The 14,361-nt window shown below is 62.3% G+C and carries 14 protein-coding genes; 6 read left to right on the top strand and 8 right to left on the bottom strand.

Annotated features, from left to right (window positions below):
- The first annotated feature begins 97 nt into the window (after positions 1-97).
- Both FQ746_RS10405 and FQ746_RS10400 read left to right on the top strand, forming a co-directional pair.
- Positions 98-1,675, top strand: coding sequence for a DHA2 family efflux MFS transporter permease subunit (locus FQ746_RS10405; protein WP_144109122.1), 1,578 nt, complete (start codon positions 98-100; stop codon positions 1,673-1,675).
- Between the two features lie 83 nt (positions 1,676-1,758).
- On the top strand, positions 1,759-2,673 hold the full coding sequence (locus FQ746_RS10400; RefSeq protein ID WP_144109120.1) for a glutaminase: 915 nt from the start codon (positions 1,759-1,761) through the stop codon (positions 2,671-2,673).
- 45 nt (positions 2,674-2,718) lie between these two features.
- On the opposite strand, the gene FQ746_RS10395 is transcribed toward FQ746_RS10400, so the two are convergent.
- The 3 genes from FQ746_RS10395 to FQ746_RS10385 form a co-directional block, all read right to left on the bottom strand.
- The gene (locus FQ746_RS10395) at positions 2,719-3,660 is read right to left on the bottom strand and encodes an oxidoreductase (protein WP_144109118.1); all 942 of its coding nucleotides are present in this window, start codon (positions 3,658-3,660) and stop codon (positions 2,719-2,721) included.
- A 65-nt stretch (positions 3,661-3,725) separates the two neighbouring features.
- Complete coding sequence (locus FQ746_RS10390) at positions 3,726-4,178, bottom strand: tautomerase family protein (RefSeq protein WP_144109116.1); 453 nt, start codon at positions 4,176-4,178, stop codon at positions 3,726-3,728.
- 58 nt (positions 4,179-4,236) lie between these two features.
- On the bottom strand, positions 4,237-4,722 hold the full coding sequence (locus FQ746_RS10385; protein WP_186310688.1) for a MarR family winged helix-turn-helix transcriptional regulator: 486 nt from the start codon (positions 4,720-4,722) through the stop codon (positions 4,237-4,239).
- Positions 4,723-4,841: 119 nt separating this feature from the next.
- Between FQ746_RS10385 and FQ746_RS10380 the strand changes: the two genes are divergently transcribed.
- Positions 4,842-6,395 (top strand): MFS transporter, encoded by a 1,554-nt coding sequence (locus tag FQ746_RS10380; protein WP_144109114.1) that lies wholly within the window; start codon positions 4,842-4,844, stop codon positions 6,393-6,395.
- Between the two features lie 56 nt (positions 6,396-6,451).
- Here FQ746_RS10380 and FQ746_RS10375 read toward each other — a convergent pair whose 3' ends face one another.
- Positions 6,452-7,069, bottom strand: coding sequence for a LysE family translocator (locus FQ746_RS10375; RefSeq protein WP_144109112.1), 618 nt, complete (start codon positions 7,067-7,069; stop codon positions 6,452-6,454).
- Between the two features lie 208 nt (positions 7,070-7,277).
- On the opposite strand from FQ746_RS10375, the gene FQ746_RS10370 reads away from it, so the two are divergent.
- The 3 genes from FQ746_RS10370 (at position 7,278) to FQ746_RS10360 (ending at position 10,481) form a co-directional block, all read left to right on the top strand.
- Positions 7,278-8,201 (top strand): PadR family transcriptional regulator, encoded by a 924-nt coding sequence (locus tag FQ746_RS10370; RefSeq protein WP_260853971.1) that lies wholly within the window; start codon positions 7,278-7,280, stop codon positions 8,199-8,201.
- Between the two features lie 89 nt (positions 8,202-8,290).
- Complete coding sequence (locus tag FQ746_RS10365) at positions 8,291-9,124, top strand: siderophore-interacting protein (RefSeq protein ID WP_144109110.1); 834 nt, start codon at positions 8,291-8,293, stop codon at positions 9,122-9,124.
- Between the two features lie 94 nt (positions 9,125-9,218).
- Positions 9,219-10,481 (top strand): MFS transporter, encoded by a 1,263-nt coding sequence (locus FQ746_RS10360; protein WP_144109108.1) that lies wholly within the window; start codon positions 9,219-9,221, stop codon positions 10,479-10,481.
- Between the two features lie 66 nt (positions 10,482-10,547).
- Here FQ746_RS10360 and FQ746_RS10355 read toward each other — a convergent pair whose 3' ends face one another.
- The 4 genes from FQ746_RS10355 to FQ746_RS10340 all read right to left on the bottom strand — a co-directional run bounded on the left by FQ746_RS10355 (position 10,548) and on the right by FQ746_RS10340 (position 14,106).
- Positions 10,548-11,633 (bottom strand): AI-2E family transporter, encoded by a 1,086-nt coding sequence (locus FQ746_RS10355; RefSeq protein WP_144109106.1) that lies wholly within the window; start codon positions 11,631-11,633, stop codon positions 10,548-10,550.
- 171 nt (positions 11,634-11,804) lie between these two features.
- Entirely contained in the window at positions 11,805-12,047 is a 243-nt protein-coding gene (locus tag FQ746_RS10350) for a CsbD family protein (RefSeq protein ID WP_144109104.1), read from the bottom strand.
- Positions 12,048-12,150: 103 nt separating this feature from the next.
- Entirely contained in the window at positions 12,151-12,333 is a 183-nt protein-coding gene (locus FQ746_RS10345; protein WP_144109102.1) for a CsbD family protein, read from the bottom strand.
- A 144-nt stretch (positions 12,334-12,477) separates the two neighbouring features.
- Positions 12,478-14,106 (bottom strand): helix-turn-helix transcriptional regulator, encoded by a 1,629-nt coding sequence (locus tag FQ746_RS10340; RefSeq protein ID WP_144109100.1) that lies wholly within the window; start codon positions 14,104-14,106, stop codon positions 12,478-12,480.
- Between the last annotated feature and the right edge of the window lie 255 nt (positions 14,107-14,361).

The following is a 14,361-nucleotide window of genomic DNA, read 5'->3' as shown; positions in this document are numbered from 1 at the left end:
ATTTTTTGCGCGACCCCTCGCTAGCGGCGTCCGCGATCAGCGTTCACCAGCCTCGAAGCACACCGCCTTTCTGCTGCACCCCGTTCCGGAGAATCGTTTGAGCCAGCCCGCTTCCGCGCCCGCCGCGGCACCGCCCGCCCCGCCACCGCCGCTAAAAGGCGGCCAACTGGTGCTGGCCACCATCGCCGTCGCGCTCGCCACCTTCATGAACGTGCTCGACACGTCGATCGCGAACGTCGCCATTCCGACCATCTCGGGCAATCTGGGTGTGTCGGTCGACGAAGGCACCTGGGTCATCACCGTATTCGCCGCGGCCAATGCCGTGTCGATTCCACTCACCGGCTGGCTCACGCAACGCATCGGCCAGGTCAAGCTGTTCGTCGGCGCAATTCTGGCGTTCGTGCTGGCGTCGTGGCTCTGCGGTATCGCGCCCACGCTGCCTATCCTGCTGGTCGCGCGGATTTTTCAGGGCGCGGTGGCCGGTCCGCTGATTCCGCTGTCGCAGGCCATTCTGCTCGGCTCGTATCCCAAGGAAAAATCCTCCACCGCGCTCGCGCTCTGGGCGATGACCGCCACCGTCGGCCCCATCGCGGGCCCGGCGCTCGGTGGCTGGATCACGGATAGCTATAGCTGGTCCTGGATCTTCTACATCAACATACCGGTCGGTATCTTCGCCGCCGGCGTCACCTGGATGATCTACCGCACGCGCGAATCGGCCACCCGCAAGCCACCTATCGACGTAATCGGGCTCGGCCTGCTGATCACCTGGGTCGCGTCGCTGCAGATCATGCTCGACAAGGGCAAGGACCTCGACTGGTTCGCGTCGCCGGTCATCGTCATTCTGGGTATCACCGCGCTGATCAGCTTCGCATTCTTCCTCGTTTGGGAATTGACCGAAGAAAACCCGATCGTCGATTTACGCCTGTTCCAGCAGCGCAATTTCGCCGGCGGCACGATTGCGATTTCGGTGGCTTACGGCGTCTTCTTCGGCAATCTCGTGCTGTTGCCGCAATGGATGCAGGAGTATTTGAACTACCGTTCCGTCGATGCCGGTCTCGTCACCGCGCCGCTCGGGATATTCGCGGTGCTGCTCGCGCCGATCATGGGCCGCGTGCTGCCGCGCTCGGACGCGCGAATAATCGCCACGCTCGCGTTCATCGGCTTCGCGATCGTGTTCTACATGCGCTCCAAATACGTGGTCGAGATCGATACGTGGCACCTCGTCATTCCCACCTTGCTGCAAGGTATTCCGATGGCGCTGTTCTTCGTGCCGCTAACCGCGATCATTCTGTCCGGCCAGCCGCCGAACAAGATTCCGGCCGCGGCGGGGCTGTCGAATTTCGCGCGGGTGTTCTGCGGCGCGGTGGGCACGTCGGTGGCCGGCAACGAGTGGAACAACCGCACGGTGCTGCATCACGAACGGCTGACCGAGCGCGCCAATATCGACAACCCGCTGTTCAACCAGCAGATCGATTCGACCCAGTCGCTGCTGCATCTGAATACGCAATCGGCGCACGCGCTATTCGATTTCACGGTGAATACTCAAGCCGCGATGATGGGCCTGAACGACATCTTCTTCGTGTCGGCCATTATCTTCATCCTGATCATTCCGCTGATCTGGATCACGCGGCCGGCCAAAGGCGGCGGCGGTCCGGGCGCGGCGGGCGCGCACTGAAAAGGCTGCCGCGCCACCTCGGCGCGGCCTCGCATGAATCCGGCGACAGCCAGTAGAATCGCGGCTTCAACGCCTGGAGCCTCATGAACTACGCGCCCATTCTCGAACAGATTCATCGCGATCTTCAGCCCTTCCTCGGCGCCGGCAAGGTCGCCGACTACATCCCCGAACTCGCCACCGTCCCTGCCGGCCAGTTCGGCATGGCGGTCGTGACGGCGGCTGGCGAAGTATTCCGCACCGGCGACGCCGACACGCGCTTCTCCATTCAAAGCATCTCCAAACTGTTCGCGTGCACGATGGCGTTCCGGTTACTCGGCGACGCGCTCTGGCAACGTGTCGGCCGCGAGCCGTCGGGCAATGCGTTCAACTCGCTGGTGCAACTCGAGGCCGAGCACGGCAAGCCGCGCAATCCGTTCATCAATGCCGGGGCGCTGGTGGTCACCGATGTTCTGTGCCGCCGTTTCGTGCAGGCCGAAACCGCGCTGGTGGAATTCATGAGGCGGCTGACGGGCGAATCTTCGATCGACTACGACTCGCGCGTCGCGCAGTCGGAGTTACAGCACGCTCACCGCAACCGCGCGATGGCGCATTTCATGGCCAGCTTCGGCAACATGGAGATGCCACCGGAGGTGGTCATCGACGCGTATTGCCGTCAGTGCGCCATTTCGATGAGTTGCGTGGAGTTGGCAACGGCCGCGCTATTCCTGACCAATCACGGCGTGGTGCCGGCCACGGGCGAGCGGATTCTCGACACCAGTTCCGCCAAACGGCTCTCCGCGTTGATGCTGACATGCGGCACGTACGACGCGGCGGGCGACTTCGTCTATCGCGTCGGACTGCCGGCGAAGAGCGGCGTGGGTGGCGGCATCGTCGCGGTGCTGCCGGGCGAGATGGCGGTATGCGTGTGGTCGCCGGGGCTCGACAGCAACGGGAATTCGCTGGCCGGAGTGCTGGCGTTGGAGTGGTTGACGACGTACACGGGGCAGTCGATTTTTTGAGCGAGTGTGGCGCCCCGTCAATCGGTCGACGTTAGTGCATATCTGTTACGGAAATCGAATTCCCGTGAGTGTCTCGCACACTTCCCACAAGCGCCGCGCCGATTCCATATCGTTGGCCTGAGGCGCGATCGCCGCATTGCCCACACGCTCGCCGCGCATCTCCATCCAGCCGGTCGGACCGTAATAGCCGCCGTCGACGACATCCGGCGATGTCGCGGCATACAAGGTGGGCAACGTCCCGGCGGCGTCGGTATTCAGGAATGCGCCGATCAGCTGACTTGCTACGGCGCGCACTGCGCTATCCAGCGCCGAACGCTCTCCGGCCCGAAACAGATTAGTGTTTGCCACTCCCGGATGGACGGCGACCGACATCACCTGCGAGCCGGATGCTCGTAGGCGTCGGGCGAGTTCGAACGCAACCATGAGATTGCCGAGCTTCGATTGCTGATAAGACCGCATTGGCGAGTAATGCTGTGTCGATTGCAGATCGTCGAAATCGATTCGTCCACGTTTGTGTGCAATGGATGCAACTGTCACGATGCGCGGCCGCTCCGAGACGGCCGCCTTTTCCAGCAGCGGCATCAACAGGCCCGTCAGCGCGAAATGCCCTAACACGTTGGTGCCGAACTGAATCTCGAATCCGTCTGCGGTTTCCAGCCTTTTTGGCGGTGCCATGACACCAGCGTTGTTGATCAGCGTATGGAGCGGACGGTCCTGCGCGAGTTGGCGAAGCGCAAAATCCCGAATCGATTCGAGCGATGCAAGGTCGAGGACCGCCAGTTCGGCGCTCGCGCCGGGCGCGCTTGCCTTCAGGCGAGTTAGCGCCACGTCTGCGCGCGCTGGATCGCGGCAGGCCAGAATGACGTGCGCCCCTTTCCGTGCGAGCACCACTGCGGCGTGGTAGCCGATGCCGCTATTCGCACCGGTAATCAGGATGCGTTCGCCGTTCAAGGCCGGGATGTCTGCGGGCGTCCAGTTTTCTTTCATATAGGTTCTGGGTTGAGGATCGTGGTCAGGAAAGTCGGCGTCCGGTCACGCTACTTTCCGGACATTCATCGCTCTTGCGTTTTTGCGAAGCTCTGCAGGTAGTCCCGCTCCTCTTCCGGCAACGCCTCGAACCATGCTTGCTCCGCACCGGGTTGCGGCAGGACCTGACCGTACTCGATCATATTCCCTGGCGGTAATTCCGAAATGTACGCCCAGAGAAACCGCCGCTGCAGCTTCGTCACCCGCTCGACTGATTCGACGATGTCGGCAAGTAATTGCGCTTTCTGTTCGGCCGTTCTTCCAGCGCGAACGTGGCCGTGAACGAACACCTGTCTGGTCTCGATCTTCACGCCTCCCATGAAATGGGCGCCCGATGGGATCTCCGTGAAAATGACCTGAGCGAAGAATCCCTGCGCGCCCGTTGCACTGGTGTGAGCGCGTGTGATTTCTCTGGCAATACCGGCTTTATCCGCATCGGACAGCAGGCCAGTGGTAGACGATACGATGTAAGTCGGCATCCCAGTCTCCTTTTATATGGAAACGAACCTGTACAGAGCGCTAGTTGCGCCGAAAGCATCAACGGCTAGCCGGCTTCGCTGCGCCTTTCGCAAAGCTGGTTGCAAAGTCGTCCGACAGCAACAACTCCAGCATGTTGCGTAAAGCTTCGGACTCCACGCGTCCAAATGCGGCATTGAAACCCGCTTGCGCTTTGCGCCACAGGAGTTCGGACTCAGCGAGCTTCGCATGCCCTTGTGGTGTCAAGGTAATCAGCCGATGGCGCCGGTCGTCGGGATTGACCTCGATTGCAATGAAGCCATCGCGCTCGATGGGTCGCAAGGTGTGCGCGAGTGCTCCCGAGTCCATCACCAGCGCGTCGGCGAGCATGCCGACATTGGTGGGCTCGGATCGGCGAATTTGCGCAAGGATCGCGCGCTGCGTGGTCTTCAGACCGCATGGTGCAAGCGCTGCGTCATAGAGTTGCGAAATGCGCCGCGTCGCTCTACGCAACGCCGTGCAACTGCACTGTCCATCTTTCGTCTTACGTTCCACCTTCTTTACCATCGTCGCTTCTCCTGCCGCTCGTTGCGTCGTTCATCGTCAGCATATGCAGGCAATTGACACGATGCAAGCATATACAGATAATTCTCCGACATCGACCGTCAGTCCGCGAGCGTCCCCAGATGAATCGATCCGTTGCTTCCGATCCTGCGACGTTTGCGAAACGCCGCGAATGGCTGGTGCTGATCTGCACGTCGGCGCCATCGTTCATGCTGCAACTGGATGCGAATATCGTGTCGGTGTCTCTACCGTCTATCGCACGCTCCCTGCACGCGGATTTCGCCGGCATCGAATGGGTGGTGACCGCCTACATGCTGAGCTTCGCCTCGCTGCTCATGCCGGCGGGGGCACTGGCCGACCGCTTCGGTCGCAAGCAGTTGCTCGTGAGCGGCCTGATCGTGTTCACGATTGCATCGCTTCTATGCGGACTCGCGTGGAGCTTGCCCGTCCTGATCGTTGCGCGCGCTTTACAGGGCGCCGGCGCGGCGATGCAACTCAGTGCGGCGCTTGCCACGCTTTCGCACTCCTTCCACGGAGAGGCACGCGCCCGTGCGTTTTCATTCTGGGGAACGGTCGTCGGAATCGGGATTGCGAGCGGCCCGGTGGTCGGCGGGCTCGTCACGCAGGCGTTTGGATGGCAATGGGCTTTCTATGTGAATGTGCCAATCGGAATTGCGCTGCTCGTCATGATCGTGCGCGTCATCGAGTCCTCGCGCGACCCGCATGCCATGCGGCTCGATCTGCCAGGCGTCGTCTGTTTTGCGAGCGCCCTTTTTCTGACGACGCTTGCTTTGATCGAAGGTAATCGTCGTGGCTGGCATGACCGTTGGATCGTCGGCGAATTCGTTGGTGCGTTCGTGCTGTTCACGTTGTTCATCGTCGTCGAACGACGTCAGGCGCGACCGATGCTCGATCTTTCGTATTTCCGCAAGCCAACCTATCTCGGCGCAACGCTCGCGCAGTTTTCGTTTTCGGTCGGCTTGCTCACCATGCTCACCTTCGTGCCGATCTTTCTGCAAAGCGGTCTCGGCGAAACGTCGGCGACGGCCGGGCTGATGATGCTACCCATGGTCGTGCCTCTGTTCATCGTGCCTCGCCTCGTGGCGCGTTTTCTCGCTCACCGGTTGTCAGGACGCGCACTGCTCGCACTCGGTCTGTTGCTGGTGTGCGTCGGACTAGGCTGCTTCGCAGCAATCGTCTCGATGCTCGCGTATTGGCCGTTGACCGTCGGCATGCTGATCACAGGAATCGGCGCGGGCTTGCTGAATGGCGAGACCACGAAAGTCGGCATGACCGTGATTCCCAAGGAGCGTGCCGGCATGGCTTCAGGAGTGTCCGGCACGACACGCTTTACTGGCCTCGTCATTGGTATTGCCGGGCTTGGGGTCGTGCTCTACGCTCGCGTCTACAGCGTGGTCGTAGTGGCCATGCCGAACGTCGAACCGATCGCGCGGCTTCACTTCGTGCAGGACATCGCCGCCGGTCGGCTTGCAGGCGCGGGGCTGCCTGGCTGGGACGCGACCGTGTTGCATGCGTTGGCCGCGTCCAGCTTTGCTGGGGGTTATCAGGCGTTGTTCGTCGTTGCTGCGTCGTTCATGCTGCTCGCGACGATACTGACCTGGGTCCTGGTGAATCCGGATGAAACGCCACCGGCGAGTGTTGCGGCAGGCAGGTGAATTGTGGGTCGGTGGGTCGGTGGGTCGCTTATGGGCGGCGTGGCAGCGAGGCTCCCTTAGCGGAATGCTTGCCGGATACCCAGCGCAATAATGAGGCATCCACAAAGACGGTCGATCCGTGCCTTCACGCGACGATACGCCGTCGCAATTATCGAGTGCGAAAGAACGAGTGCGACGGCTCCGTACCAGCACGTCGCAGTCGCACCGACAGTAGCGAGCATGGCAAAGAAGGTCGGTGTGGAGACGTGGGCGGGCGCTGCCGAGGAAAACACGGCCGCATAGAAGGCGATGGATTTCGGGTTCGCGATATTCGTTGCGACGCCTTGCAGGAATGCAGCACGAAATCGCGGCGGCTTCGAAACAGGAGGTGCCGCCATGGCGCTTCCCCGTGCCGACACAAGAAGACGCAGCCCGAACCAGATCAGATACGCGGCACCAGCAAGCCTGACGCCCGCAGCAAGCCACGGAAAGATGGCAAACACGATTCCGATGCCGAAGATGGCGCAGGTCGCCCAGAACAGATTGACGATCACGATGCCGGCGACAAGCGCCAGCGTATCCGCACGTCTACCGGAAACTGCCTGATGAACGACGGCGACAAAGTTCGGGCCGGGTATGACGACGCCTGCCGCATAGACATAAAAAACCGTCGCAACAGCAGACGGATCGATCATTTGTTACCTCGATAAAGTGTGTGTACTGCGCCGGAAACAGGCTTGACGGTGGGTATTCTGAAGCAGTTTGGGCTTTACTGAAACGCAGCAGCCGCTAAAACCGTCACCACATGACAGAGCGCTGCTCGAAAAATCCAGAAGTCATTTGACAAACTATCTTTAGATATATATCTTACGACACATCTTAAGACACAAATGGGAGCACGAGATGCGTCACCCTCATCGTTTTTCCCGTTCGCGGGACGCGGACGACAATTTTTCTCCTGAGTACGATCGTCCGTCTTTGCATGCGCTATGGCATGCGTTCGTGCGTCACCACGAGCACCGCGGCGAATCAGAAACGCGCGGCGGCCAGCGCGGCGGCCAGCGTGATGGCCAGCGCGGCGGCTTCGGTCGCGCCCACCGTCACAACCACCAGGGCCATCACGGCCACCACCACCGCGGCGCGCGCTTCGCACTCCATGCGTTGTGGTACGCAATCGGCCGTCACGGCGACCCGCACGGCGGCGGTCGTGGCGGTCGCTTCGGTGGTGGCCCCGGCGGGTTTGGCGGGGGCCCGGGCGGATTCGGCGGCGATGGCGAAGGCTTTCCGCGCGGCCGCAAATTCAGCTCCGACGACCTGCAGTTGCTGTTGATGTCCATCATCGACACCCAGCCCAGCCACGGTTACGAGTTGATCAAAGCGCTCGAAACCCGCTCCAACGGCTTCTACAGCCCAAGCCCCGGTATGGTCTACCCCGCCCTGACGTATCTGGAAGAACTCGGCTACGTCACCGTGCAACTCGAAGGCAATCGCAAGCGTTACGCGCTGTCCGACTCGGGTCGCGAGTATCTCTCCGGCAACCGCGAACGCGTCGAACTGATGCTCGCGAAACTCACGCACATTGCACGCAAGATGGATTCGGTGCGCCGTGCGTTTGCCGGCCAGGAACCGGCCGACATCAGCGAAGGCGGATGGTTGCCCGAGTTGAGCGAAGCGCGCCGCGCGCTGAAACACGCACTGCTGCTGCGCGGCAATGCGAAGGCCGACGAACAGCGCCGTATCGCCGACATCCTGCTGCGTGCCGCGCAGGAAATAGGCGGACAGAGCAGCGCCCCCGCCGGGGACAAAAGCGTCGACCCCGCAGCCTGAGTCCTTCATCCCGCGCCACGCGCTACTCGACACACGTCGCCCCGTTGCCGCGCCGGCGCGTTGAAACCACCCGACAGGAACCACACTCCATGCCGAATCAAACCCACCAAACCAATCAACCCGAGCTCACCGTCCAGCGCGTGCGCCATCCGCTGAAATTCCGTCTGGTGCAGGTCAAGCAGGTCCATGCACTGACGCCGCATCTGATCCGCGTCACCTTCACCGGTGAAGATCTGCAGGACTTCGTCTCCGCTTCCTTCGACGACCATATCAAGGTCTTTTTCCCCGAGCCCGGCGCGGACCGTCCCGTTCTGCCCGAAGCCGGTCCGGACGGCCCGGTGTTCCCCGGCGGCAAGCGACCCACCGCGCGCGATTTCACACCGCGGCGTTTCGATCAGAAGGCGCGCGAACTCGACATCGAATTTGCCATGCACGAAGCCGGCCCCGCAGCAACCTGGGCCGCGCAGGCGCAGGTCGGTCAGTACCTGGGCGTCGGCGGTCCGCGCGGTTCGCTGGTCATTCCAACCGGCTTCGACTGGCACCTGCTGATTGGCGACGACACTGCGTTGCCCGCGATCGCCCGTCGTCTCGAAGAGTTGCCGGCCGGCGCGCGCGCGGCAGTCGTCGTCGAAGTGGCCGACGAGTCGGCACACATCGAGTTCACGACGCAGGCCGAACTGCATCTCGTCTGGTGTCATCGCAGTGCGGCGGGCGCGCGTGGCGAAGCGCTACTGCAAGCGGTGCGCGAAACCTGGTTGCCGGAAGACGGCGAAGGCTACGTGTGGGCAGCCGGCGAGGCCGCCACCATGCGCGCGGTACGCGAACATCTTCGCACCGACCGCGGCGTCGACAAATCACGCATTCGCGCGGCCGCCTACTGGAAGCAAGGCGACGCCGCCGTGCACGAAAACCTCGACGATTGATCGCATAAAGCAGCATCGAGTAGCATCGAGCCGCATCGAAGCCGCATCGGTTCACCGCAGCGCATAACGACAACAACCATTGGAGGATTCACCGATGTACTCCATCAGCGCACAGCACGAGCGCCGCCTGTTATGGCTGCTCGCGCTGACACAGTTCACCATCATCATGGACTTCATGGTGATGATGCCGCTCGGCCCGCAAATCATGCACGCGTTCAGCATTACGCCGGCCGCGTTCGCGACCGCGGTGTCCGCGTATTCGTGGTGTTCGGGGCTGTCCGGCCTGTTCGCGGCAACCTATATCGACCGCTTCGACAGGCGTCGTCTGCTGCTGACCATCTACGCGCTGTTCGCGCTGTCGAACCTCGCGTGTGCGCTTGCAGGCAGCTTCCCGCTGTTGCTGGTAGCGCGCGCGTTCGCCGGCATTACGGGCGGCGTGCTGGCGTCGGTCATCATGGCGATTGTCGGCGACGTGATTCCGGTTCAACGCCGGGGCGCTGCAACCGGCACGATCATGACGGCGTTCTCGCTCGCGGCTATCGCGGGCGTACCGGCCGGCATCATGCTCGGCGCTCACTTCGGCTGGGCCGCGCCGTTCTTCCTGCTGACCGTGCTCTCGCTCGGCATCTGGCTGGCCGGTTCGCGACTGGTGCCGTCACTCACGGAGCATTTGAGCAAGCGCCCGCCGGCGCTCGCCGAAGTGCTGCCGAATCTGTGGCGTCTGCTAAGCGAGCCGCGGCATCTGAACGCATTCGCATTGACCTTCATCCTGATGGTCTCGCACATGCTGGTGATTCCGTTCATCGCGCCCGTGCTGGTCGCCAATCACGGCGTGGCGCCCGAGCAGCTTTCGTGGATGTACATGGCAGGCGGCGCAGCCACTTTCTTCACCTCGCGTCAGGTGGGCAAGCTGGCGGACCGCTTCGGCACGCGCCGGGTGTTCCGGATCGCGGTGGTGCTTGCGGCGCTGCCCGCGCTGTTCGTCACGCATCTGCCGAACCTGTCGTTCGTCGAGTTGCTGGTGTTCTTCCCGGTCTTCATGATCCTGATGTCCGGGCGCATGGTGCCGATGCAGGCGTTGCTCACCACCGTGCCCGTTCCGGCGCAGCGTGGCGCGTTTCTCAGCGCCAACAGCGCACTGCAGGCACTGGGTACGGGTTGCGGCGCATGGCTCGGCGGACTGATGCTCAGCACGTCGCCGTCGGGGCAGATCGTTGGATTCGGTACGGTGGGTTGGGTGGCGGTGGCCATCGCCGCAGTGGGTCTGCTGTGGATCTCGCGTGTACGCAGCGCACAGGTGGCCACCCCGCCGATGCAAGCCGCACCGGCTGGTCCGGCTGTCAGCGAAAGCCGGTAAGCAGTCCGGCAAGGAAAAAAAAGCGGCGCTCCACGCGCCGCCTTTTCACTCGAACGCCGGCCTGCATCAATCCGTTTTCCCGGTCAACGCGCGCCGCGCAGCCTCGCCTTCCTCATGCGACTTCGCATAAAACACCCGCGCCCGGCCGATGATGATTTTCAGCATCGCGATGACCGGCACGGCAAGGAAAATCCCCGCCACGCCGCCAAGCTGATCGCCCGCCAGCAGGCCGACGATCACGAGGAACGGACTGACTTCCACGCCCTCGCTCATCAGATATGGATTGAGCACGTAGTCCTGGAACAGCCGGTACAGCGCGATGAAGATCACCAGCCAGAGCAGGTGCGAATAGCCGCTGAAAATAGCGACCACGAGCGTAATCGCGATCGCACCGAGCGGCCCCGCAAACGGCACGAATTCGAGCAACGCCGCGCTCACCGCGAGCAGGAACGCGTACGGTACGCCGAGCAACGTGAAAGCCACGCCGTAACAAATCAACGTGGCGAGCGAAAGAAACAGCAACGCGCGCACGTACTTCGACAGCAACACGTTGAGGTCGGTCACGATCTGCGCCCACAGTACGCGATGCCGGTCGGTCAGCAGATCGAGAAACGCGTCGCGCATCTGCGGCCCTTCGTTGATCAGCAGGAAGCTCAGGATCGGAATCAGCACGAGGTAGATCAGATTGCTGGCCGCGTGCATCACGCCGAGACCGACACTGCGCGCCATCGGCACGGCCTTGTCGGAGCCGGTTTCAATCTGGCTGCGCACGAAATCGACGATGCGCTCGCGCAGCGGCTCGAGAAAATGCGGCAACGGAAAGCGATTGGGAACATCGGACTTCATCAGCGCCGGCAACTGCGAAAACAGATGCGTCGCCTGATCCTGCAGTTGCACGCCGAACAGCGAGCCCACCACGGCGATAACCGCCACGACCACGATGAACACCAGCGCAATGGATGCCACCCGCGGCACGCGGCGCGGCCGGATGCGCTCCACGAGGTCGACCATCGGGTAGACGAGATAGCTGAAGAAGACCGCGAACACGACGACCAGCAAGGTCGACGAAGCGGCGTAGATGATAAAGAACAGCAGCGCGATCAGGGACGCGGTCCAGACTTTTCTGGCCGTGCCAACGTCGAATCCCAGCATGAAACTTCCTCGAATAGACGATGAGATCCGGCGCCTCGAACACGCCGGGAACATCGGACAACATCGGACCACTGAGGCGCTTGCAGGAGCAATCCTGCGCGCCGGACGGCGACCGGCTAGAGGCCGGACCCCGCCCGAGCGACGCGAACACAGAGCACGACAAACACGAAATTACACCAGCTTGCCCAGCAGGAAGCCGACGCCGACTGCGATCAACAATGCGCCGAGCGGATTGTTGCGGGCGGTTTCGGCAACCTGATCGAGGCTATCGCCGTACTTGGACTGCGCCTTGCCGGCGAGCTGGCGGACTTTGCCTTCGGCTTGCAGATCGACGTCGCCGGTCAGGCCGCCGACTGCATCCTGCACTTTGCCTGCTGCATCTTTTACGGTTCCTTCGAACTGGTTGGAATTCATCGTGGGTCTCCTTGAACTGGGTGAGCAAGCATAAACCGGCCGAAGCCGGCAATCGTTGACGCAAAAACTCTATTGCCGAGAAATCCGGCAGCGCTGCGGCGGCTTAGCGCTTCAAACGGTCGCGCACTGCATCCGCCGCTTCGCCGACCTTCGACTGGACTTTGCCGGCCAGCTTCTCGGCAGCGCCTTCGGCCTGGGTCGAACGGTTGCCCGTGACCTTGCCGATGGCTTCCTTCACGGAACCCTTGACCTGTTTGGCCGCACCTTCGACACGATTCTTATCCATGATGGTTTCCTCGCAATGTGAGATTTCGACAAACAAGCGCCCGACGCGCGATGCCCCGGACAAGCCGATCCTCTACAGCACGGTTCGTTCCCGACCCCTCCCGAGGTGGCACCACGACCGCCACGCCACGCCCCGAAGCGCCAGTCAGCCGCCGTTCTTGTCCTTCGTGTCCTTCGTGTCCTTCGTGTCCTTCGTGTCCTTCGTGTCCTTCGTGCCTTTCCTGCGCGGCGCGCTTCCCGGCGCAAGACCGAAGTGGCCGCGCTTCTGCGCCCACACGATCGCTTCGCCCCGGCTATGCAGATCGAGCTTCGCGTAGATCGTCGCGACGTGGTTGCGCACCGTGTTGGGCGCGAGCCCCAGTTCACGCGCGATCTCCTTGTCGGCGAGACCGCTGCACAGGCAGGCGAAAACGTCGCGCTCCCGCGCCGTCAGATCCGCGAGATGGCCGCCGGTGGTCGGCGCATTCACGCGCCGCACGTTGACCAGCTTTTCGATCAGCGTCTGACTGAACCACGAGGCGTCCTGCATGACGGTTTCGATTGCCGTCACCAGTTCCATCTCGGAGCGCTTGCGCTCGGTGATGTCGAGCAGCGTCATCAACACGCAGTCCTTGCCGTGGATGCTTACGGCCTCGGCGGACACGAGGCAACTCAGCGCTTCGCCGCTGTGACTCTGCACCTCGAATTCGACGTTGCGCACGCTGCCCGATTCATCGAGCGCCACGCCGATCCGCTTGCACGCGTCGTCGGTCCATAAGGGACTGGCGTCCAGCGGCTTGCCCAGTAACTCTTCGGAGGTGAAACCAGTGGTCGACGTAAACGCGTCGTTGATGTCGAGCGTCAAGGTGTCCTCGGCGACGAACAGCACGGTCGGTACCGGATTCATCCTGAACGACTTCTCGAAGCGCTCTTCGCTCTGACGCAGCGCGCTTTCAGCGCGTTTGCGCGGCTCGAGATCCATGAACGTGAACAGCATGCAGGCTTCTTCGCCGATGTCGATCGGCTGGCCGGCCACCACGACGAACAGCGTGCCGCCTTCGGGCAAGCGCAGCAGCGCTTCCATCTGCGGGATGGTCGCGCCTTCGCTGAGCCGTTCGATCGCGAGTTCGCGCTTCTCCGCACCTTCGAACACATCGAGTTCATAAACCGAGCGGCCGATCACGTCCTCGCGCACATACCCGGTCATTTCCAGGAAGCCCGAGTTGACCTTGATATAGCGCTGGTCGCTCAGCCGGCAGATGGCCGCCGGCGCCGGATTCGCGTTGAAGGTCTTCTCGAAGCGCTTCTCGGCGCTCGCCCATTCGCTGGCGTCGTGCAGGATCAGCGCGAGGCAGTCCGGCTCGCCGCGCGCATTGGTCAGCACCAGACTGCGCACGCGATGCACCCAGTTCACCTCGTCGTTGTCGGCCGGAAAAACTTCGACCACGACGTCGCTGAAACACTCGCCCGCCACCACGCGTTCGATCGGATAGCTGCCTTCGGGCAGCGGATGGTTGTTGCGGTAACGCAGCCGGAACCGGTCCCGATACTCGGTCACGTCGGCGCCCAGTTGCGCGAGTTCGGTCACGCCGTGCATGTCGAGCGCGGCCTGATTGGCCCAGACAATGCGCTGATCCGGTTCGACGAGGATCACACCCTCGGTCAGTCCCGTGATGATCTGCTGCAATTGATGACGGTCGGTCTGCTTGCGCAATACCGCGTCGTCGATGGGCGTTGAGTCGTCCGTATCGTTGGCTTGCACCAGCGACGGGAGTGCGGCGGATCTTCCAGTCATTCCTTGTCAGCGCGCGAGCCGCGCACGCGAGAGCCAGTCCAGACCGGAGAATCGCCGAAAACGGGAAATTTTGCCAAGTGCCGATGCACTAAGCGCTCTGGTGCAAGTGCACCAGAGGCAGCGAGCGCACGGTACGTGGCGCCCGTAGTGGTAAAAAATACAATCATGGTCAGGATGACGAGTTTCGAGCGAGTCAAACACCGGCGCCGACTCGGTAAAGCGTCACATTATGCATTGACCACGATCCGGGACCGG

It is taken from the genome of Paraburkholderia sp. BCC1886 (assembly GCF_900996245.1).
Classification (GTDB): Bacteria; Pseudomonadota; Gammaproteobacteria; order Burkholderiales; family Burkholderiaceae; genus Paraburkholderia.
This window is presented reverse-complemented; position numbering and strand designations above follow the sequence as displayed.

Bases quoted from the DNA above. Each gene is read 5' to 3' on its own strand.
- FQ746_RS10400 (WP_144109120.1), top strand. From the start codon at position 1,759: ATGAACTACGCGCCCATTCTCGAACAGATTCATCGCGATCTTCAGCCC.
- FQ746_RS10395 (WP_144109118.1), bottom strand. From the start codon at position 3,660: ATGAAAGAAAACTGGACGCCCGCAGACATCCCGGCCTTGAACGGCGAA.
- FQ746_RS10390 (WP_144109116.1), bottom strand. From the start codon at position 4,178: ATGCCGACTTACATCGTATCGTCTACCACTGGCCTGCTGTCCGATGCG.
- FQ746_RS10385 (WP_186310688.1), bottom strand. From the start codon at position 4,722: ATGGTAAAGAAGGTGGAACGTAAGACGAAAGATGGACAGTGCAGTTGC.
- FQ746_RS10380 (WP_144109114.1), top strand. From the start codon at position 4,842: ATGAATCGATCCGTTGCTTCCGATCCTGCGACGTTTGCGAAACGCCGC.
- FQ746_RS10375 (WP_144109112.1), bottom strand. From the start codon at position 7,069: ATGATCGATCCGTCTGCTGTTGCGACGGTTTTTTATGTCTATGCGGCA.
- FQ746_RS10370 (WP_260853971.1), top strand. From the start codon at position 7,278: ATGCGTCACCCTCATCGTTTTTCCCGTTCGCGGGACGCGGACGACAAT.
- FQ746_RS10365 (WP_144109110.1), top strand. From the start codon at position 8,291: ATGCCGAATCAAACCCACCAAACCAATCAACCCGAGCTCACCGTCCAG.
- FQ746_RS10360 (WP_144109108.1), top strand. From the start codon at position 9,219: ATGTACTCCATCAGCGCACAGCACGAGCGCCGCCTGTTATGGCTGCTC.
- FQ746_RS10355 (WP_144109106.1), bottom strand. From the start codon at position 11,633: ATGCTGGGATTCGACGTTGGCACGGCCAGAAAAGTCTGGACCGCGTCC.
- FQ746_RS10350 (WP_144109104.1), bottom strand. From the start codon at position 12,047: ATGAATTCCAACCAGTTCGAAGGAACCGTAAAAGATGCAGCAGGCAAA.
- FQ746_RS10345 (WP_144109102.1), bottom strand. From the start codon at position 12,333: ATGGATAAGAATCGTGTCGAAGGTGCGGCCAAACAGGTCAAGGGTTCC.
- FQ746_RS10340 (WP_144109100.1), bottom strand. From the start codon at position 14,106: ATGACTGGAAGATCCGCCGCACTCCCGTCGCTGGTGCAAGCCAACGAT.